The sequence below is a fragment of the Sphingopyxis fribergensis genome, assembly GCF_000803645.1.
GTDB classification, from domain to species: domain Bacteria; phylum Pseudomonadota; class Alphaproteobacteria; order Sphingomonadales; family Sphingomonadaceae; genus Sphingopyxis; species Sphingopyxis fribergensis.
Genome location: NZ_CP009122.1, coordinates 1,529,997 through 1,549,664, shown reverse-complemented (window position 1 = coordinate 1,549,664; position 19,668 = coordinate 1,529,997). Strand labels below are relative to the sequence as shown.

18 protein-coding genes are annotated in these 19,668 nt (G+C 64.0%); 9 read left to right on the top strand and 9 right to left on the bottom strand.

Translation table 11 applies throughout. From position 1 onward, the window contains the following. Nucleotides 1-84: 84 nt before the first annotated feature. Together SKP52_RS07250 and SKP52_RS07245 are read right to left on the bottom strand one after the other, a co-directional pair. The gene (locus SKP52_RS07250) at nt 85-1,071 is read right to left on the bottom strand and encodes a TerC family protein (RefSeq protein WP_039573373.1); all 987 of its coding nucleotides are present in this window, start codon (nt 1,069-1,071) and stop codon (nt 85-87) included. Nucleotides 1,072-1,139: 68 nt separating this feature from the next. Then, nucleotides 1,140-1,334, bottom strand: a complete 195-nt coding sequence (locus SKP52_RS07245) for a DUF465 domain-containing protein (protein WP_039573369.1) — start codon at nt 1,332-1,334, stop codon at nt 1,140-1,142. A gap of 245 nt (nt 1,335-1,579) precedes the next feature. Here SKP52_RS07245 and SKP52_RS07240 point away from each other — a divergent pair, with 245 nt between their 5' ends. Then, on the top strand, nt 1,580-1,870 hold the full coding sequence (locus SKP52_RS07240; protein WP_039573367.1) for an enoyl-CoA hydratase-related protein: 291 nt from the start codon (nt 1,580-1,582) through the stop codon (nt 1,868-1,870). A gap of 72 nt (nt 1,871-1,942) precedes the next feature. On the opposite strand, the gene SKP52_RS24520 is transcribed toward SKP52_RS07240, so the two are convergent. The 5 genes from SKP52_RS24520 to SKP52_RS07215 form a co-directional block, all read right to left on the bottom strand. After that, nucleotides 1,943-2,767, bottom strand: coding sequence for a helix-turn-helix domain-containing protein (locus tag SKP52_RS24520; protein WP_228383855.1), 825 nt, complete (start codon nt 2,765-2,767; stop codon nt 1,943-1,945). 116 nt (nt 2,768-2,883) lie between these two features. Further along, a complete protein-coding gene (locus tag SKP52_RS07230) occupies nt 2,884-4,197 on the bottom strand; it encodes an amidohydrolase (protein WP_039573364.1) in 1,314 nt (437 codons plus the stop codon). Nucleotides 4,198-4,233: 36 nt separating this feature from the next. Then, nucleotides 4,234-4,878 carry a DUF4893 domain-containing protein gene (locus tag SKP52_RS07225; RefSeq protein ID WP_039573362.1) on the bottom strand — a complete coding sequence of 215 codons (645 nt, stop codon included), beginning with the start codon at nt 4,876-4,878 and terminating at the stop codon, nt 4,234-4,236. 75 nt (nt 4,879-4,953) lie between these two features. Continuing rightward, nucleotides 4,954-5,739: a 3-hydroxybutyrate dehydrogenase gene (locus SKP52_RS07220; RefSeq protein ID WP_039573360.1), complete on the bottom strand. Its 786-nt coding sequence runs from the start codon at nt 5,737-5,739 to the stop codon at nt 4,954-4,956. A 28-nt stretch (nt 5,740-5,767) separates the two neighbouring features. Beyond that, nucleotides 5,768-6,925 (bottom strand): patatin-like phospholipase family protein, encoded by a 1,158-nt coding sequence (locus SKP52_RS07215; protein ID WP_039573358.1) that lies wholly within the window; start codon nt 6,923-6,925, stop codon nt 5,768-5,770. A 152-nt stretch (nt 6,926-7,077) separates the two neighbouring features. Between SKP52_RS07215 and ypfJ the strand changes: the two genes are divergently transcribed. Together ypfJ and SKP52_RS07205 are read left to right on the top strand one after the other, a co-directional pair. Beyond that, complete coding sequence (ypfJ, locus tag SKP52_RS07210) at nt 7,078-7,983, top strand: KPN_02809 family neutral zinc metallopeptidase (RefSeq protein WP_039573356.1); 906 nt, start codon at nt 7,078-7,080, stop codon at nt 7,981-7,983. Then, nucleotides 7,956-9,239 carry a metal-dependent hydrolase family protein gene (locus SKP52_RS07205; RefSeq protein ID WP_039573355.1) on the top strand — a complete coding sequence of 428 codons (1,284 nt, stop codon included), beginning with the start codon at nt 7,956-7,958 and terminating at the stop codon, nt 9,237-9,239. The genes ypfJ and SKP52_RS07205 overlap by 28 nt, the downstream gene beginning before the upstream one ends. Here the strand turns inward: SKP52_RS07205 and SKP52_RS07200 are convergent. Continuing rightward, nucleotides 9,236-9,937 (bottom strand): HPP family protein, encoded by a 702-nt coding sequence (locus tag SKP52_RS07200; RefSeq protein ID WP_039573353.1) that lies wholly within the window; start codon nt 9,935-9,937, stop codon nt 9,236-9,238. The genes SKP52_RS07205 and SKP52_RS07200 overlap by 4 nt on opposite strands. 139 nt (nt 9,938-10,076) lie before the next feature. On the opposite strand from SKP52_RS07200, the gene SKP52_RS07195 reads away from it, so the two are divergent. From SKP52_RS07195 to SKP52_RS07175, 5 genes are all read left to right on the top strand, one after another. Next, complete coding sequence (locus SKP52_RS07195; protein ID WP_039573351.1) at nt 10,077-12,146, top strand: S9 family peptidase; 2,070 nt, start codon at nt 10,077-10,079, stop codon at nt 12,144-12,146. A 158-nt stretch (nt 12,147-12,304) separates the two neighbouring features. Next, nucleotides 12,305-15,058 carry a valine--tRNA ligase gene (locus tag SKP52_RS07190; RefSeq protein ID WP_039573348.1) on the top strand — a complete coding sequence of 918 codons (2,754 nt, stop codon included), beginning with the start codon at nt 12,305-12,307 and terminating at the stop codon, nt 15,056-15,058. After that, entirely contained in the window at nt 15,055-16,515 is a 1,461-nt protein-coding gene (locus tag SKP52_RS07185; RefSeq protein WP_228383854.1) for an MATE family efflux transporter, read from the top strand. Before SKP52_RS07190 ends, SKP52_RS07185 begins: the two co-directional genes overlap by 4 nt. A 95-nt stretch (nt 16,516-16,610) precedes the next feature. Next, nucleotides 16,611-17,783: a sensor histidine kinase gene (locus SKP52_RS07180; RefSeq protein ID WP_039580178.1), complete on the top strand. Its 1,173-nt coding sequence runs from the start codon at nt 16,611-16,613 to the stop codon at nt 17,781-17,783. Nucleotides 17,784-17,786: 3 nt separating this feature from the next. Next, a complete protein-coding gene (locus SKP52_RS07175) occupies nt 17,787-18,518 on the top strand; it encodes a LytR/AlgR family response regulator transcription factor (protein WP_039573344.1) in 732 nt (243 codons plus the stop codon). A 68-nt stretch (nt 18,519-18,586) separates the two neighbouring features. On the opposite strand, the gene SKP52_RS07170 is transcribed toward SKP52_RS07175, so the two are convergent. Beyond that, complete coding sequence (locus SKP52_RS07170; protein ID WP_039573342.1) at nt 18,587-18,937, bottom strand: UrcA family protein; 351 nt, start codon at nt 18,935-18,937, stop codon at nt 18,587-18,589. A 243-nt stretch (nt 18,938-19,180) separates the two neighbouring features. On the opposite strand from SKP52_RS07170, the gene SKP52_RS07165 reads away from it, so the two are divergent. Then, the gene (locus SKP52_RS07165; protein WP_148309047.1) at nt 19,181-19,666 is read left to right on the top strand and encodes a hypothetical protein; all 486 of its coding nucleotides are present in this window, start codon (nt 19,181-19,183) and stop codon (nt 19,664-19,666) included. Nucleotides 19,667-19,668: the final 2 nt, after the last annotated feature.

Sequence of the window (19,668 nt, the reverse complement as noted above, 5' to 3'; positions counted from 1 at the left end):
TGCACAACTCGCCCCGCGCCTCCCGAGCTTTCCTGGGGAGGAAAGCCTGTCCGTCGGAAACCTCCGGGTTTCCGGCGGACATTTTTATTGCTGCAGCGCCTTTTCTTCCTCGCGCGTCTTGACCAGCGACCAGATGATGCCGCCCGCGATCAATGCGACGGTCACGCCAAGGCTGACCAGCGGCGGGAACTTCGCTCCGCCCAGCACAAAGTCGGCGACGAAGATCTTCGATCCGATGAAGATGAGCACCAGCGCCAGCGCATATTTCAGATAATGGAAGCGATGCACCATCGCCGACAGCGCGAAATAGAGCGCGCGGAGGCCAAGGATCGCCATGATGTTCGAGGTGTAGACAATGAAGGTGTCGGTGGTGATCGCAAAGATCGCCGGCACGCTATCGACGGCGAAGACCAGGTCGGCAAGGTTGATCACGACGAGCGCCAGGAAGAGCGGCGTCGCGGCGAGCACGATCTTGCCGGTCTTCGTATCGGGCACACGAACGAAGAATTTCTCGCCGTGCAGTTGGTCGGTGATCGGCATCCGACGCGACAGCCATTTGACGACCGGGTTGCCGGCGACGTCCATCGGCTTTTCGCTCGCGAACAGCATCTTCACGCCGGTGAAAACGAGGAACGCCGCAAAGATATAGAGCAGCCAGCCATATTCGGTGACCAGCGCCGCGCCGCCCGCGATCATGATGCCGCGCAGCACGATCACCGCGACAATGCCCCAAAGGAGCGCGCGATACTGGTAGCGCGGCGGGATCGCGAAGGTCGTGAAGATCAGCGAGATGACAAAGATATTGTCGATCGACAGCGCCTTCTCGATGAAGAAGCCGGTATAATATTGCAGGCCCGCCTCACCGCCCTTCGCGGCCCACACCCACGCGCCGAACGCCATCGCAATGCCGATGTAGAGCGCCGAGAGCTTCAGACTCTCGCCGATCCCCATCTCCTTGTTTTCCTTGTTGAGGATGCCAAGGTCGAAGGCGGTGAGCGCGACCACGAGCGCGAGGAACGACAGCCAGAACCAGGCGGGGGTACCCAGCCAGTCGGCAAACAGAAATTCCATAGTAATTTCCCTGGATATGCCGAACGCGCCACCTTTCGGCAGCGTGCTCGGTCGTCAGTTATAATGGATTAGCGCGCGAGCGCAGGGCGCAGTAGTGGCCGCATGGTCAGAGCCGCAAGCCGCTCTTTAACCGCAAGTTTGAGCGTTTTCAGGCGCAGCAGGCGGAACGGATCGGCGCCGTGCCGGCGCACCTCGCGGCGTTCGGCATCGTCGAGTTGACTATGCAGGACCGTCAGACGGTAGAGATTGGGATTGAGAGTCATTGAAAAGGGCCTCCTGATTGAGAAATCAAGCAGGTGACGCCGATGCCGGGACCCCGGAAACAGGGGGGAGATAGGGCCAGAGCATCGGGGTCACCCGATGCGGTCCGACATCACGTGGCGGGAGATATCCCGCCGACGCCAGAGGGGCCCGGCCCGCATTTCTTTTATTTAGGGTGCCGCCCCGCCGCTTGCAAGTCCCCCGGCGTCCCGGCACGCTGAGATGAACGAAAGAGAGGAGGCTTCAAATGAGCGTGCTAATCGAAAGCGATGGCCCCGTGACCATCGTCACCATCGACCGCCCTCACCGCCGTAACGCCGTCGATCCCGATACCGCTATCGCCCTGCGGAACGCCTTTGCAGCCTTCGCCGCCGACGAAAATGCACGCGTCGCAATCCTGACCGGCAGCGGCGGGCATTTCTGCGCCGGCTTCGACCTCAACGCCGTCGGAGGCGAAATGAACAAGGCGACCCCCGGGGCAAGCCGGGGGCCGAAGTGGGAGGTATTCGTCGGCGCGCGAAATCCGCAACCTTCGTAAAACGCGCAGGGCGTCAGGGCTCGATTGCTATGTTGGTGCCGCGCGACGTTGGATGTGGAAACCGACTCGCGATCAATCAATTCGATTGAAATGCGTCGTTTCCAGTTTCTGGCGATTGTCGGCGGACCAGACGATCGTTTCGGTCATGGATTTCAGATCCTTGGCGACGGTATAGACGCGCGTCGAAACCCGCGCGCCTGCCTTTCCCAGCGTCATCACCAATGTGTCTGGCGCCGGCTGGCGCAGAGCAACACTGTCGATAAAATCCATATTGCCGGTGATCGGTACGGGGACGCCGTCAAGAGCGGCGGTCGATTCCGAATGCTTGCTGGAACCGTCCGGCGCGACGATTTCCACGCGCGTTGTCCATTTTCCGTCCTGCGATGGTTGGAACGTCATCGTGACGCGTTGAGGGCGTTCCTTTTCCGGCATGAGCGATGCGTCGAGCGACCAGCTTCCGACCAGCGGCAACTGCCTGGATGCGGCGCTGTAACCGGCGTTCGGGGTTCCGGCCTGGTCCGCCGAAGGAGCGGCTGCGAACATGAGTCCAGCGGCGGCCATGGGTATTGCAATGAACATGATGATCATTCCTTTCGAACCGCGACCTCGGATGGTTGCGGTGTGCGCCAAGTCCTTCCCGTCGGGGCGCGGTCCCGAAAGATCGATATTTTCGTCACAAATTTTTTGGAGGTCCAGAAGGCGCGCCAATTCGCGGCTGCTGCCCACGCCCGTCTTGCGGCGGGCGGAGCGCAACCGTTCATTAATCGAGGTTTCCGAACGGCCCAGGCGCGCTGCAATGGTCTTTACGGTATGTCCGGCGACCAACAGACGCAAAATTTCCATTTCCCGGTCGGTGAGGCATGTGGACAAGCCGAGAGCAGGATCATTGGACGACATGTCTCTTGCTCACCACAGCCTCACGAACAGGTCCATCCCAATTTATTTGGGAAATGGCAGCGCGCTGCGGTAATGACTGCGGGGTTGGTCGTCCCCGCAGGATTCCGCGTCTCCAACTACTTCTTCGCCATCAGCTTCATCGTCATGGCGGTCAGCGCCTCGGTCGCGGTCGAGATGACTGCCGGCGCATCGGGCGCCCAGAACGGCGAATGCAGGCTGGGCAAGGTGCGCCCTTCCTTCTTTGCCGCATCATATTCGGCCTGCGGCACCCCGCCGACCCAGACGATCAGGCTCTTGATGTTCTTGTCCTCGCGCCCGAAGCGGCCGAAATCCTCGCCGCCCATCACCGGCGGCATCTGCACGACGCGGTCATCGCCGAAACTCGTCTTCAAATAGGCCGCCATTTCTTCGGTGAATTCGGGGGTGTTGAAGGTCGACGGCGTATATTCGTCCTTGTTGACGCTCACGACGGGCATCTTGTCTTCGGGCATGCCCGCGGCGATCGCTTCGCCTTTCGCAATGCGCGCGATACCGTCGAGCAGGTGATTGCGGACCTCGTCGCTATAGCTGCGAACGGTCAGCTGGAGCTTGGCTTCATCCGAAATGATATTGTGCTTCGCCCCGGCGTGGAAGCTGCCGACGGTCACAACGGCGCTGTCGAGCGGGCTAATCTCGCGCGACACGAGCGTCTGGAGCGCGCCGACGATGCGGCTCGCGAGCACGATTGGATCCTTCGTCGTCTGCGGATAGGCACCGTGACCACCGACGCCCTTCACCGTTATGTCAACGCTGTCCACATTGGCGAGCGCATAGCCCGGCGTGTAACCGATCTTGCCCGCGGGAAACTGCGCCGCGTCGTGAAAGGCCAGCGCATATTGCGGCTTGGGAAAGCGGGTGTAGAGCCCGTCGGCGAGCATCATCCGCGCGCCCGCGCCGCGCTCCTCGGCGGGCTGGCCGATCATCACCAGCGTGCCCGACCATTTCGCCTTGTTCGCCGCCATCAGCCGCGCGACGCCGATCCACGCGGTCATATGCGTGTCGTGGCCGCACGCGTGCATCACGCCGGTTTCGACGCCCTCCTTCGTGGTCACGCGTATCTTCGACGCACCGGGGAGCCCCGTCTGCTCGGTCACTGGCAGGCCGTCCATGTCGGCGCGCACCATCACCACCGGACCAGGGCCGTTCTCCATCACCGCGACGACGCCGGTGCCGCCGACCTTTTCGGTCACCTTGAAGCCCAGCTTGCTGGCCTCGGCAGCAAGAATGCCCGCCGAGCGCACTTCCATGAAACTGAGTTCGGGATTGGCGTGCAAATCCTTGTAGATCGCCATGAGCGAGGGCATCTGCTTTTCGACCTCGCCGCCGAGCGTTTGCGCCGCGGCAGGAGCAGCAAAAGCCAGCGCCCCAAAAGCCAAAAGGGGGGCGCTCATCCACAAAATTCTCATACTCATTCCCCTGTTGCCTTGTCAGCCCGCCGGGACCAGTTCGATCACGTCGAGCAAAGATTCATAAGCCGGCGCCGGCAGCACGAGCCGCCAGCGATTGTCGCCGATCCGTTCGACCAGCCCCGCCATGTCGCGCATTCGGTCGCTGCCGTAATTGACCGCCATTTTCTCGTCGCCAAGCTCGAGTGTGCCGAGAAAAATCTGCCGTTTCAGATTGTCGGGAAAGATCAGCCCGACGGGACGCTGCGACCCCGTGCTCTTGGTCAGGCTCGACAGTCCCTGTTCGGGCGCGACGCGGCAGCGGAACCAGCCATAGGCGATGTAGGAAAGTCCGCTCCGTCCCTGCGTGCCAAGCTTGATCGTCCGGCACCGGTAGTCACCCGCCGGCAAATGCGGATTGGGCAGCGCCGCCGTGGGTTGCAACAAGATGCCCTCGCGGTCGATGTCGGCACCAAAGCCTTTCGCCCGCGCGTCGGCCAGTGCCGCCTGCCAGCTCTTGTACCAGCCGCGGATGCGTTCCTGATCCTGACTTGTCGCCGTTGCGCGCCAAGTGCCCGTCTCCGGCGGCGCATCGGCGGCCGACGGAGGCACCGGCGGCACCACCGACTTGCACGCGCCAAGGGTGACGCCGAGCGCCACCGCCAAAACCCAAATGGTGCGACCCATGATTCTCCGTTTCTCCCCGACCCCTCGATGGTTAACCTTAAGAGGGCAAAGGAGAATGCTCAAGAGCGCAGCGGATCAGGCAGCCGTCCAGCCGCCATCGACGCTGATGTTCGCCCCCGTGATGTTCGCCGCTTCGTCGCGCGTCAGGAAGGAGGCGATCGCCGCGACCTGCTCCACCGTCACGAACTGTTTGGTCGGCTGCCCGGCAAGCAGCACGTCGTTGATCACCTGTTCGCGCGTCATGTTCCGCGCCTTCATCGTGTCGGGGATCTGGTTTTCGACGAGCGGTGTCCAGACATATCCGGGGTTGATGCAATTCACCGTAATCCCGGCCTCTGCAACTTCGAGCGCGACGGTCTTCGTCAGGCCGGCGAGACCATGCTTCGCGGTGACATAGGCCGATTTGAACGGCGAGGCGACAAGCGAGTGCGCCGAAGCCGTCGCGATGATGCGCCCCCATTTCTTTTTGCGCATCACCGGCACGGCGTGGCGGATCGTGTGAAAGGCGGCGGTCAGGTTGAGCGCGATGATCATGTCCCATTTCTCGACCGGGAAATCCTCGACCGGCGAAACGAACTGCATCCCCGCATTGTTCACAAGGATATCGACCCCGCCGAGATCCTTTTCGGCGCGCTTGAACATCTCCTCGATCTGTTCGGGTTTGGTCAGGTCGGCACCATCATAGGCGGCCTTCCCGCCGCTGGTCGCTTCGAGCCCCTTGCGCTCGGCCTCGATCGCGTCGGCATCGCCAAAGCCGTTGATGATGATGTTCGCGCCGTCGGCCGCAAAAGCCTTCGCGATGCCGAGCCCGATGCCCGAGGTCGATCCGGTGACGAGGGCGGTCTTTCCTGTGAGGCGCATCAATAAGTCCTTTCGGTGGGGGAGAGTTTCAGGAAACGTCGGGTTCGGCCTTTGGTCGCAATGCATTCGATTGCACCGCAAAACTGTCCGACCGCCCCTCGGCGATGCTATCGGCGAGCAGGTGACCATCCTTCATCGCCGCCTCGACCGCATCGCGGCCGAGCGCCCAGTTGACCTCCATCGTCGAGCGCGAAAATTCGAAATCGCGCGCGCCGGTCTGCCACGCCGGCGGCTCGTGGATCAGTTGGACCACGTTGAGCGCCTTGCAGTCGACCATCCGCCGCACCGCCTTCACCTCGGGCAACTCGGCAAATTCCTCTGGCAGCCTCTGCAGCATCCGGTCGATCAGCCGATGCTCTTTGCGCCGCCGCACCAGCCCGTCCGAGATGCGCCGCGTGCGGCTCGAATAACGGATGTCCTTTTCGCGCGACCAGGCTTCCTCCAGATCGTGCGGCCGCTCGCCGCGCGCCGGGAACAGGTCGACCTGGAACACCAGCATGTCCTTGTTCGCGGCCGCGACGACATGCTCGAGCGGCGTGTTCGACACGAGCCCGCCGTCCCAATACCAATTGCCGTCGATCTCGACCGGCGGAAGGCCCGGCGGCAACGCACCGGAAGCCAAGATGTGCCGCGCGTCGATCGTGTCGCATTGCGTGTCGAAATAGCGGAAATTTCCGGTTTCGACCGCGACCGCGCCGACCGACAGGCGAACCTTTCCGTTGTTCACACGATCCCAATCGACCAGCCGGTTCAGCGTCTCGACCAACGGTGCGGTATCGTAAAGGCTGACCGCTTCGGGCGTCTGCCTTGCAGCAAAGGCCGGCGGCAGAAAACGCGGAATGAAAAAACCGGGGACCCCGAACGCCGCCACCTGCCCCGCTGCGGCCATATGCGTCCACTCACGCGCCCAGTCGTTGTCGGCCACCGGCAGCGAGGGTAGCGCCGACGACACGCCTTCCCAGAACTCGCGCATCTTGCCCACCGCCTGATCACGCTCGTTCCCGGCGATGATCGCGGCATTGACCGCGCCGATCGATATCCCTGCGACCCAATCCAGTTCGATGCCGAGTTCGATCAGCGCCTCATACACTCCCGCCTGAAACGCCCCGAGCGCGCCGCCGCCTTGCAGGACAAGCACGACGAGGTCAGGCAGCGGAAGCGCGGCGCGGGGGGCTCGGCGTGGCATGGACTCGGGGGATCCTCGATTGGAACGGGACCGATTTGTGCACCGCAACACGGGTCATTGCAATGACTTCATTCGGCGCGAAGCCCCTTCCAATTGCTCGGCGCTGCTGTAACTATCGAGCGATAACGACCATTTTACCCGTGGAGAAACCGATGCGCCTCGACGATTATGATCCCGGCGACGACATTCGCGATCTGGGCCGAAGCGGCGGCGGTTTCAGTGGCGGTGGAGGCGGCGGCCTCGGCGGGCTGCTCATCGGGTTCCTGCCGATGCTGCTCGGGCGAAAGATGGGTTGCGGGACGATTCTGTTGATCGGCGCGGCCGCCTTTTTCCTGCTCGGCCCCGGCGCGAACATGTTCAGCGGCGGCAGCGGCACGGCCGATCCGATGGCCGATAGCCGCGGCGCCAATACACAAGCGTGCGATACCGAGGGCGAACGCTTCGCTTGCAACGTCTTCAGCTCGACGAACAAATTCTGGGGAAGCCAGATCAGGGGCTACCAGGAGCCGAAACTGCGCTTCTTCACCGATCGCAACCAGTCGGGCTGCGGCGCGGCGCAGGCTGCGATGGGGCCGTTCTACTGCCCAGCCGATCAGGGCATCTATCTCGACACCGCCTTTTTCGGCGAACTCGCGCAGCGGTTTGGCGCCGCGGGCGATGCCGCGCAGGCCTATGTCGTTGCACATGAAGTCGGTCACCATATCCAGACCGTCAGCGGCATTTCGGAGCAGGTCCGCCAAGCGCAGCAGCGCGCCTCGCAGGCCGAGGGCAATGCGTTGCAAGTCCGCATGGAGTTGCAGGCCGATTGCTACGCCGGCGTTTGGGCCGCGCGCGCGAAGACGAACGACGGCCAGTCGGTGATGGAGCCTGGCGACATGGAAGAGGCGATGCGCGCCGCCAATGCGATCGGCGACGACACGCTGATGCGTTCGGCGGGGCAGCGCCCGGTGCCCGAAAGCTTCACGCACGGCACGAGCGAACAACGCATGACCTGGCTGCGCCGCGGCCTGCAATCGGGGGACCCACGCCAATGCGACGCTTTCGGTACGAATATCTGACGGCAGCGCTCGCCGTGGCCCTTACCGCGGCGCCCGCATCGGCTGAACCCGTCTATATCGAGGCCGGGCGGCTGATCGACGGGGTGTCGAACAAGGTCCGCACTGGCCAGTGCATCACGATCGAGGCTGAGCGCATCAAGGCCGTCGGGCCGTGCGGCAAGGCGCCCGATGGCGCCACAGTCGTCGACTGGTCGGCCTTTACCGTGCTGCCGGGCCTGATCGATCTCCATACCCACCTCGCCGACCTAGGCCAGAGCGCCGACCTCGCCGCGCCGATGAAGGCATCGCCGTCCGAAACGGCGCTCGTCGGTGCACGCAATGCGCGGGTGACGCTCGATGCGGGCTTTACCAGCGTACGCGACGTCGGCACCTATCGCGGGCTCACCGACGTGGCGCTGCGCAACGCGATCGATCGCGGCGATGTGCCCGGCCCGCGCATGTGGGTCGCCGGCGCCTATATCACAATCCCGAAGGGGGGCGGCGAACTCAACGGGGTCGTCCCGAACGAGCAACTGCCGCCCGACATGCGGCTCGGCGTCGCGGAGACGCCCGAGGAAGCGGCGGCGAAGACGACCTATCTTCTCGATCATGGCGCCGATTTCATCAAGACGATCGCGACCGGCGCGGTACTCGCAATCGGCACCGAACCCGGTGCGGTCGAACTCAGCGAGGATTATCTGCGCGCGGTGGTCAAGGTCGCCCATGCCCGTGGCAAAAGGGTCACCGCGCACGCGCACGGCGCCGAGGGAATCAGGAATGCGATCAACGCCGAGGTCGACAGCATCGAACATGCCAGCCTGGCTGACGAGGCGGCGCTGCAACTCGCAAAGAAAAACGGCACCTGGCTCGCGATGGACATCTACAACGGCACCTACATCGACGACATCGGCACCAAGGAAGGCTGGCCCGAAGAATATCTGCGCAAGAATCGCGAGACGACCGACACGCAGCGCGCCGCGTTCACGCGCGCCGTCGAGCTTGGCGTCAATATCGGCTATGCGACCGACGCGGGCGTCTATCCGCACGGGCTCAACGCTCGCCAATTCCGCAACATGGTCAAATATGGAATGACGCCGATGCAGGCGATCCAGTCGGCTACCGGCCGCGCGTCCGAGGAAATGGGACGCTCAGACGTCGGTGCCATCGTGCCCGGCCGCTATGCCGATTTCGTCGCGGTGAAGGCCGATCCGCTTGCCGACATCAGCGTGCTTGAAAAGATCGACCATGTGATGAAGGGCGGCGCGCTCGTTCGCTAAGCCTTGCCGCTCCGCTCGGCAGCATGCAGTTCGGCCCGCTCGAGCAGCAGCGCGAGATCCTCGCGGCTGATGTCGAAGGTTTCGCCCAGATCGTCGAGAGCCTGGTCGATATCGCCCATCAGCAGTCCGAACGCGGATGCAGGCGGCAAGGGCTTGCCTTCAATGGGTTTGGCGCGGTGCGGATAGCTGTGGCCCGAAAAGCGATGGAACACCCAGCCGATCGCCACCATCAGCAGCGAATTGACGAACACGACCAGCAGGAAATCGGTCACATACGCCGAGAAAAGCGCATAGCCCCCGAGCACCGCGCTGAGCGCCGCCGCGCCGCCGGGCGGATGCAAGCAGCGCAATAGCGACATCGCCAGGATCGCGAGCGAAACCGCGACCGCGGCGGCAATCGCCGGATCGGCAAATATCCACGCAACGATCGAGCCGACGATCGCCGAGATCACATTACCGCCCGCGATCGACCAGGGCTGCGCTAGCGGGCTCGCGGGCACGGCGAACAGCAGCACCGCAGACGCACCCATCGGCGCGACGATCCACGGCATCGTCGAGGGGAACAGCGCAACGCAAGTCAGCCCGACGAAGCCGATCCCGATCAAGGCCCCGATACTGGCAATCACGCGGTCGCGCAGGCTCGCGCCCGCCAGCAGCGGTACGAAGATGCGGCCTGTGTTCAGTATCGCGCGGACCATCGGGTTCCTTCTCGTTCCTCGCTCGGGCCGATGGGGCCTTTCGCACCGGCCTGCCAGCGAAATTTAATTGCGATGAGCGAAGCGCGATTTGGCGCGCCTTCATGCTTGAACGCGCGCGCCGCATCGCTAAACCGCTTTCATGCGAAACCATATCCTTTGCAGCGCGATCGCGCTCGCCGCCGCCCTTTCCTCTCCCGCCTTCGCCCGTCCGATGACCGAGGTCGATCTGGCGACGCTGAAGCGCGTCGCCGCGCCGACGGCATCGCCCGACGGGCGGTGGGTCGTGTTCCAGCAGACCGACACCGAGGCCGGCACCTACAAGCGCTCGACCGGGCTGTGGCTCGTCGACCGGAATGCGAAAGAAGCGAAGCCCGTGCAGATCGCCGACACCGCGGGCAAGAATGAGACATCGCCCGCCTTTGCGCCCGACGGCAACCTCTATTTTCTCTCGAATGCGTCGGGCAAGGATCAGCTGTGGCGCATCGATCTGAGCGCGGGCGCTGCCGCAACACAGGTCACCGACACCCCGGCCGACGTCGCGGGTTTCAAGATTTCGCCCGACGGCAAGAAGCTGCTCGCTTGGGGCGACATTCCGAAGGAGTGCACCAACTTCGGCTGCGACGCCAAGGACAAGGGCGCGCTCGTCGGCCCCGGCAGCGGCCGCCTCTACAAGGATGGCGCCGGCTTCGTGCGGCATTGGGACCAGTGGGAAACCCCCGGCACCTACAGCCGCCCCTTCGTCTTCAACCTGGAAGGCGGCAAGGCGAGCGCTGCACGGCCGGTCGATGCAGGCCTGACCGGCGATAGCCCGTCAAAGCCGTTCGGCGGCGGCGAGGAATTGGCGTGGGGCGCCGACAGCCGCACCGTTTTCTTCACGCTGCGCAAGGCCGACCGGAGCGAGCCGACCTCGACCAACCTCGATATATACAGCTGGCTGGTCGACAGCCGGATGATGCCGACCAACCTGACGCAAAACAACCAAGCCACCGACACCCTGCCCACCCCCTCGCCCGACGGCAAATGGCTCGCCTATGCCGCGATGGCGCGGCCGGGCTATGAAGCCGACCGGCAGGTGCTGATGCTGCGCAACCTCGAAAACGGCGAGACGAAGAAGCTCACCGACGCATGGGATCGCTCGGTCGCCTCGATCGCGTGGGCGCCCGACGGAAAATCGCTCTTCGTCACCGCGCAGGACACTCTCGAACACCCCGTCTTCCGCGTCGACGCAGCGAGCGGCAAGGTCGAGAAGCTGAAGGCCTCGAACGAAGCGTTCGACGGCAATATCGGCGACGTCACCCCGCTGCCCGGCGGCGCCCTCCTCTATTCGCGCAACAGCGCGCTCGCACCGACCGACCTCTTCGTCCGCGATGCCAAGGGCAAGGTTGGCCAGCTCACCAACGTCAACGCTGCGGCGCTCGCCACATTCGATCCGGTAAAGCTCGACAAGATGCAATTCGCCGGTGCGAACGGCGACAAGGTGTGGGGCATCATCCTCAAACCCGTCAGCCCGGTCCAGAAACTGCCCGTCGCCTTCATCGTCCATGGCGGCCCGCAGGGCAGCTTCGGCAACGCCTGGTCGACACGATGGAACCCGCGCCTGTTCGCCGAGCAGGGTTACGGCGTCGTCAGCGTCGATTTCCACGGCTCGACCGGCTATGGTCAGGCCTTCACCGACAGCATCAACAAGGATTGGGGCGGAAAGCCGCTCGAAGACCTGCGCCTCGGCCTTGCCGCCGCGGGCAAGCAGGATGCGCAGCTCGACATTGCCAACGCCTGCGCGCTCGGCGCCTCGTACGGCGGCTATATGATGAACTGGATCGCCGGCCAGTGGACCGACGGATTCAAATGCCTCGTCCAGCACGACGGCGTGTTCGACGCGCGCGCGATGGCCTATGAGACCGAGGAACTATGGTTCGACGAATGGGAGCATGGCGGCCCCTATTTCCAGGTTCCCGAGGAATATGAAAAATGGAACCCGGTGAACCATGTGACCAAGTGGAAGACCCCGATGCTGGTGATCACCAGCGAAAAGGATTTCCGCATTCCCTATACGCAGGGCCTCGCCGCCTTCACCGCGCTCCAGCGCCGCGGCGTGCCGTCGCAACTGCTCGTCTTCCCCGACGAAAATCACTGGGTGCTGAAGGGCGCGAACAGCGTCCAGTGGCATCAGACGGTGTTCAACTGGATGGGCAGCTATCTGAAGAAATAGGCGGGCATTCCCTGTTTCGTCACCCCGGACTTGATCCAGGGTCCATCTGCGGCCGCGGAATGGATGCCGGATCAAGTCCGGCATGACGAGGGGGACGGGACGGTTTAAGCGATCACCCCCTTGCCGCATCGCACCATGGCTGGCAAAGCGCGCCGGCTATGCCGATGGAAAAAACGTTCGATCCCGCCGCTATCGAGGCGAAATGGGCCCATGAATGGGAAAGCCGCGGGCTGTTTCGCCCGTCGCGTCCCGACGCGACACCCTTTACGATCGTAAACCCGCCGCCGAACGTCACCGGCGCGCTGCACATCGGCCACGCGCTCGACAATACGTTGCAGGACGTGCTCGTCCGTTATGAACGGCTGCGCGGCAAGGATGCGCTGTGGGTCGTCGGCATGGACCATGCCGGCATCGCAACGCAGATGGTGGTCGAGCGCCAGCTCAATGAGCGTCAGCAAAAGCGCACCGATTTCACGCGCGACGAGTTTGTCGACAAGGTGTGGGAATGGAAGGCGACCAGCGGCGGCCAGATTACCCGTCAGCTCCGCCGCCTCGGCTGCTCGATGGACTGGAGCCGCGAACAATTCACGATGGACCCGCATTTCACCCGCGCCGTCGTCAAGGTGTTCGTCGACCTCCACAAAAAGGGCCTGATCTACCGCGACAAAAGGCTCGTGAACTGGGACCCCGCGCTCAAAACCGCGATCTCGGACCTCGAAGTCGAATCGCACGAAATGCCGGGCCATATGTGGCATTTCAAATATCCGCTCGCGGGCGGCGAAACCTATACCTATGTCGAGCGCGACGCCGACGGCAATGTCGTGCTGGAGGAAGCGCGCGACTATATTTCGATCGCCACGACGCGCCCCGAAACGATGCTCGGCGATGGCGCCGTCGCGGTGCACCCCGATGACGAACGCTATCGGCCTATCGTGGGCAAATATTGCGAAATCCCCGTCGGGCCGAAGGAACATCGCCGCCTGATCCCGATCATCACCGACGAATATCCCGACCCCCATTTCGGCTCGGGCGCGGTCAAGATCACCGGCGCGCATGACGAAAACGACTATGGCGTCGCGCAGCGCAACGGCATTCCGATGTACCGCCTGATGGACGAAGTTGCCGCGATGCGCGCCGATGGGCCAGCCTATGCCGAAGCCGCCGCACGCGCCGTCGAAATCGCCAAGGGCGCGACCGCGACCCCGGCCGAAATCGACGCGCTCAACCTCGTTCCCGAAGAATATCGCGGGCTCGATCGTTATGAGGCGCGGGCGCGCGTCGTCGCCGACATCGACGCCGAAGGGCTGATGGTCAAGGTCGAGGACAAAATGATCATGCAGCCGTTCGGCGACCGCGGCGGCGTGGTGATCGAACCGATGCTGACCGACCAATGGTATGTCGACGCCAAGACGCTGGCGCAGCCGCCGATGCAGGCGGTGCGCGACGGCCGTATCAACATCGTCCCCAAGACGTGGGAAAAGACCTTCTTCAACTGGATGGAGAATATCCAGCCCTGGTGCGTCTCGCGCCAGCTGTGGTGGGGCCACCGAATTCCGGCGTGGTATGCCGAGGACGGCAGCATCTTTGTCGCCGAGACAGAAGAGGAAGCGCAAGCCGAAGCCGGCGTCGGCGTCGCGCTCACGCGCGACGAGGACGTCCTCGACACATGGTTCTCCTCCGCCCTCTGGCCCTTTGCGACGCTCGGCTGGCCCGAGAATAGCGACCTCCTGAAGCGCCATTATCCGAACGACGTGCTCATCTCCGGCTTCGACATCCTGTTTTTCTGGGATGCGCGCATGGCGATGCAGGGGATGGAGTTCATGGGCGATGTCCCTTGGAAGACGCTCTACCTCCACGGCCTCGTCCGCGCGCCCGACGGCGCGAAGATGTCGAAGTCCAAGGGCAATGTCGTCGACCCGCTCGGGCTGATCGACCAATATGGCGCCGACGCGCTGCGATTCTTCATGTCGGCGATGGAAAGCCAGGGCCGCGACATCAAGATGGATGACGCGCGCCTCGCCGGTTATCGCAACTTCGCGACCAAGCTTTGGAACGCCGCGCGTTTCTGCGAAGCCAATGGCATTACGGCGTCGACCAGCATCGAAGCGCCCGCTGCGACGCTGCCCGTCAACCGCTGGATCATCGGCGAGGTCGCCGCGACCGTCGCCGCGATGGAGAAGTCGCTCGCCGACTATCGCTTCGACGAGGCGGCAAACGCGATCTACAGCTTCGCATGGGACCGCTTCTGCGACTGGTATCTCGAACTGATCAAGGGCGCGATCGACGACGAGACGAAGGCCGTTGCCGGCTGGGTGCTCGACCAGATCCTCGTCATGCTGCACCCCTTCATGCCCTTCATCACCGAAGAGCTGTGGACGGGGCTCGGCGATCGTGCGGACTATCCGCTGATCGCCGCAAAATGGCCCGCGCCGAACGCCGCACGCGACGCCGATGCGAGCGCCGACATCGACTGGCTGATCAAGCTCGTCAGCGAACTGCGCACCGCCAAAGCCGAACTCGGGTTGCCACCGGGTGCGCGTCTGACCGCGCATTTCCCGGCGTCGCTCAAGGACCGCACCGAAAAGCTCGCCGCGCAGCTCGACCGCCTCGCACGTCTCGAAGAGATCAGCTTCGACCCCGCCCCCGCGGGTGCCTCGGCGCAGCTCGTGGTCGAGGGCGAGACGATCACCGTGCCGCTTGAGGGCGTGATCGACATCGCCGCCGAACGCGATCGTCTGACTAAGGCACTCGCCGCTGCGGCGAAGGAACGCGACGGCCTTGCGGGCCGCCTGAATAACCCGTCGTTCGTCGAGCGCGCCAAGCCCGAAGCCGTCGAAAAGGCACGCGCCGACCATGCCGCGAAGGAAGCCGAAGCCGACCGCCTGACCGCCGCATTGGCGCGGCTGGGGTGAACGAAGAGGTTCCCGTCACGCCGACGCCGGTCGCGGCGGCGGCGGACCCGGCCGCGAGCCCGGTCCCGCCGCGCCAGACCGCACGCGGCGGCGGGCGGATGGACCTGACGACGGGGCCGATCACCAAAACGCTGATTATCTTCGCGCTGCCGACGCTCGCGTCGAACATCCTCCAGACGCTCTCAGGCTCGGTGAACTCGATCTGGGTCGGGCAGTTCCTCGGCGAAGGCGCGCTCGCCGCGACCGCCAATGCGAACATCATCATGTTCCTGATGTTCGGCGCCTTTTTCGGCTTCGGCATGGCGGCGACGGTGCTGATCGGTCAGTCGATGGGCCGCGGCGATATCGACGCCGCACGCCGCGCGACCGGCGGCGTGATCGGCCTTGCGCTGATCTTCTCGGTCGTGATCGCGATCCTCGGCTGGTTCGCGTCGGACCAGATTTTGCGCTGGCTCAAGACCCCGGCCGAAGCCTTCGCGCTCGCGCATGATTATCTTCGCGTCACCTTCCTCGCGGTTCCTGCCAGTATGCTCTCGGTCACGCTGATGATGGCTTCGCGCGGCGCCGGTGATGCCGTGACGCCGCTCCGCTTCATGATCCTCGCGGTCGTGCTCGATATCGTCTTCAACCCCGTGCTGATCCTCGGCCTCGGCCCCTTTCCCCGCCTGGGAATCGCGGGCAGCGCGCTGGCAACCGCCGTCGCGGGGACGATTAGCCTCGCGGGCATGATCGGCTGGTTCTACGCGAAGAATCACGTCCTGCGCCTCCGCGGCCGCGAGCTTACCTATCTCTACCCCAAATGGAGCGAGCTCCGCTTCATCATCGGCCGCGGCCTGCCGATGGGCGCGCAGATGCTCGTCATCTCGGGCGCTGGGCTCGTCATGGTCGGGCTCGTCAACCGCGAGGGGATCGTCACCGCCGCCGCCTATGGCGCCACGCTCCAGCTATGGAATTACATCCAGATGCCCGCACTCGCGGTCGGCGCTGCGGTCAGCTCGATGGCGGCGCAGAATATCGGTGCCGGGCGCTGGGACCGTGTATCGTCGGTGACGAACAGCGGCATCGCAATCAACCTCGCGATGACCGGCGTGCTCATCGCCCTCCTCCTCGCGTTCGACCGCGCCGCGCTCGCGCTTTTCCTCGGGAGCGAAAGCCCGGCGATCGACGTCGCGCGCAATATTCAGCTGATCGCGACCTGGACCTTCCTGCCGTTCGGCACGACGATCGTGCTGATCAGCACGCTGCGCGCCAACGGCTCGGTCGTCCCGCCGCTCGTCATCCTGTTCCTGTCGATGTTCCCGATCCGCATCGGAATCTATTATTTCGGTTACCCGTCGGTGGGCAGCGATATCCTATGGTGGAGCTTTCCGCTCTCGTCGCTCGCCTCGCTGGCGATGGCTTGGGCCATATATAAGCGCGGCAATTGGCGCCGCGCATTGCCGCAACCGGCGAGCTGACGGGCTTCCCGCTTTCGACCAAGACGCGCGCAGCTTCGACTGGCGGCCCGGCGCCCGCTAGCCATCGACTGCTATTTGCCGCTAAAGCATCGTCAATGAACATGACAAACCGCAAGGACGCGCTGCGTGACCAGCGCGCGAAAATGCTGGCGACGGACCCCGATTGGCGCGCCTCGGACGCGCGGGTCAATCCGCGCGTCGCGATCGGCTCGATCATCGCCATGTGGGTGATCTATTTCCTGATCACCACGGTCCTTGCGATGCTGACCGGCGCGCCCGAGCAATGGACGTCATCCGGGCGCCGCGCCGTCGTGGTGATCGCGGGCATTTTGTGCACCTTCGTCCTTTACCAGCTGCTCCAACGCGCCCAGCCGCAAAGTTTCGGCGCCCGCCTCGCCGCGGCAATGGGAGCGGCCGTACCGCTCGTCATCATCTATGCGACGGTCAATCTTCTCGTCTTCTATTACTGGTTTCCCGTGGCGGACGGCGCCAAGCTGATCGAGGAGATGCAGGGCAAATATCCCGGCGCATGGGAAATGATGCTGATCCTCGACAGCTCGATCCGCTGGTATTTCTTTTTCGCCGTGTGGGCCGCGCTCTATGTCGCCTTCGGCTATGCCAACGAGATGCGCGCGGTCGAACGCCGCGCCAATCACTTTCGGATCGAAGCGCAGACCGCCCAGCTCCGCGCGCTGCATTATCAGGTCAACCCGCACTTCCTGTTCAACACGCTCAATTCGCTGTCGACCCTCGTTCTCAAGGGATCGAAGAGCGAGGCCGAGACGATGATCATGAATCTGTCGTCCTTCCTGCGATCGAGCCTCGCGGTCGATCCGGAGCAGCTCGTCAGCCTCGACGAGGAGATCGCTCTCCAGCGCCTCTATCTCGACATCGAGCAGACGCGTTTCCCCGACCGGCTGCAGGTCGAGGTGTCGATGCCAAAGGAGCTGGAGAATGCCTGCGTCCCCGTGCTGATCCTGCAACCGATCATCGAAAATGCGATCAAATATGGCGTCGCGCCGAGCAAGGGGAAGATTGCAGTCCGCCTGACTGCCAGCGCCGAATATGGGCTGCTAGTGCTGCGGATCGAGAATGATATCGACCCAAAGGCGCCCGCCCCTGCGTCAGGCACCGGCCTTGGGCTCGGCAATGTCCGCGAACGCCTGCTGACGCGCTATGGCCCCACCGCCGGCTGCGAATGGGGCCCTTCGGATAACGGCGGCTTTGTTGTATCGCTTTGGCTGCCGCTGGCACGGGAGGCCTGCTGACCCATGATTCAAACATTGCGTACGCTGATCGTCGACGACGAACCGCTCGCCATCGAACGGTTGCAGATCCTGACCGGCCAGCAGGACGGCGTCTCGCTCGTCGGTACGGCCAGCGACGGCGCCTCGGCGCTGCGCATGGTCGATGCGCTCGCACCCGACCTCGTGCTCTGCGACATCGCGATGCCCGACCTGAACGGGCTGGAGGTCGCGGCGGCGATCGAGGGGTTGGATAATCCGCCAGCGGTCGTGTTCGTCACGGCCTTCGATCGCTATGCGGTCGCGGCCTTCGATGTCGCCGCGGTCGATTATCTGCTCAAGCCCGTCTCACCCGAACGCCTCGCCCGCACCCTCTCGCGCGTTCGCGAATGGCGTGCAACCGAGCGCGCGCCGGCGCAGAAGAGCAAATGGATCAACGAATTCTGGGTCCAGAACCGCGGAGAGATGCTGCGCATCGACGCGGGCCAGGTCGACCTGATCGAGGCCGAGCGCGATTATATGCGCCTGCATGTCGGTGGCCGCAGCTGGCTGATTCACCAGACGATCAAATCATTGGAAGCCCGCATGAACCCCGACCAGTTCATGCGTATCCATCGGTCGAAGATGATCCGCCGCGAAGGCATTGTCGGACTGAAGCACCATGGCGACGGCGCATGGAGCGTCGACCTGGGTGAAGGCGGCGTACACCGCATCGGCCGCACCTATCTCCACGATGTCAAGGCGATCATGCACGCCTGAGCCGAAAAAAGCGGCCATGCCCGCCGGGGGCATGACCGCCTTTCGGGATCAACATACGGCGGGGTTGGTCAGGGAGCCGCGACGACGGCGATTCTGCCGCGGTCGGCGAGGCGCGCACTTTCGCCGTTGAACAGGCCGGCGAGTTTCACATCGGCGTCGGCCATCGCCGTGTCCTCGCAGCGATTGGCGAGGCCGCGTTCGCGAAGCCCCTGCCGGTGCGTGGGCCGGCTGCCGCACACTTTCTGCACGGCATATTTGACGCGGGTGCTTAACCGCTCGCGGCCCTGGACGCTGGATAGGTTCAGGTCGTCGTATCGCACAACGACCGTGTGCCGGTCACCCTCGTCTTCGGCTGCGGCCGGAACCGAAAAGCCAGCCAGCGCAACCGGCGCGGCCAACAGGAAAGAAAATTTCGCCATGGGGGAGTCCTCTCTTCAAAAGGATGCGGAATACCGGCTGGCGGACCGGGGAGACCGTCTTCCGATATCCCGCAAGGGAGTAATATCCCCTGGACGTCATCAGAATCGCCTTTGGATCGATCGGGGCGGACAGCGGCTCGATTGACAGACGAAAGGCGTCGATCCGTCGACCAATGGCCGACCGGCGGGCAACATCATGACACCGGACTTGCATCTGGCAATTGGTCATGGCCAAATTGGCCGATGGGGAAGAAATTATCTTTCGCTGCGAGTCGGCACAAAGGGGTGCGGCTGTTCCGCTGGTCGGTGCTGGCGCTGGCCGGCGTGACCGCCGGGGCCATGCTGGGCGAGATGGCCGCCGGGACGCGGCTCGGCGGCGAAACCGGTGGACGGACGTCCTATTCGAACCTTAGCGCCAACCCCGACGCGCTGGTTGCACAGCGCGACGGCGGAATCCTTCCCTGCCCGGGGTGCGCGGATAGCTACGGCGTCGCACTGCGGCTTCGGGCAGACCGCGACATCAGGATGAGCGACGAATTCCGCGAGCTGGGAGCGGTGGACATCGATCCACCCATCCTCGCAGATCCCGGCGACGATTATCGCTACGGCGGACGCTTTCCCGACCCCGAGCCGCACGCGGCGGCGACGAGCGAAGACCTGCGCGCGGTTGGGACGGCCGACGAATCCCCGGCCCTTGACGTGATGCTCCCCACCCCCGCCGAATACTGACG